At 71.7% G+C, this 314-nt stretch carries 1 pseudogene; it reads left to right on the top strand.

The window, feature by feature from the left end:
- Positions 1–189 precede the first annotated feature (189 nt).
- Positions 190–314: pseudogene (locus JHD67_RS22540) on the top strand (4-(cytidine 5'-diphospho)-2-C-methyl-D-erythritol kinase); the annotation flags it as partial.

The following is a 314-nucleotide window of genomic DNA, read 5'->3' as shown; positions in this document are numbered from 1 at the left end:
CCCCCCCCCCCCCCCCCCCCCCCCCCCCCCCCCCCCCCCCCCCCCCCCCCCCCCCCCCCCCCCCCCCCCCCCCCCCCCCCCCCCCCCCCCCCCCCCCCCCCCCCCCCCCCTCTTTAATGATCCGGCGCCCACCGAGATCTACACCCGAACGTTGTCGTCGGCAGCGTCAGATGTGTATAAGAGACAGCCGCGGCACTTTTTCAGGCGGCCGAATTGACACGAAATGCGCCGCCAGCGACAATTTCATTCTTTACTTCGGGCGAAACGGTCGAGAACGCGTTCACGCCAGTGGTTCGCGCGCGTCATACGCGTGT

Source organism: Dyella sp. ASV21 (assembly GCF_016428975.1).
Lineage (GTDB): Bacteria > Pseudomonadota > Gammaproteobacteria > Xanthomonadales > Rhodanobacteraceae > Dyella.
Note: the sequence above shows the minus strand (reverse complement) of the source record. Positions and strands in the feature narration are given on the sequence as shown.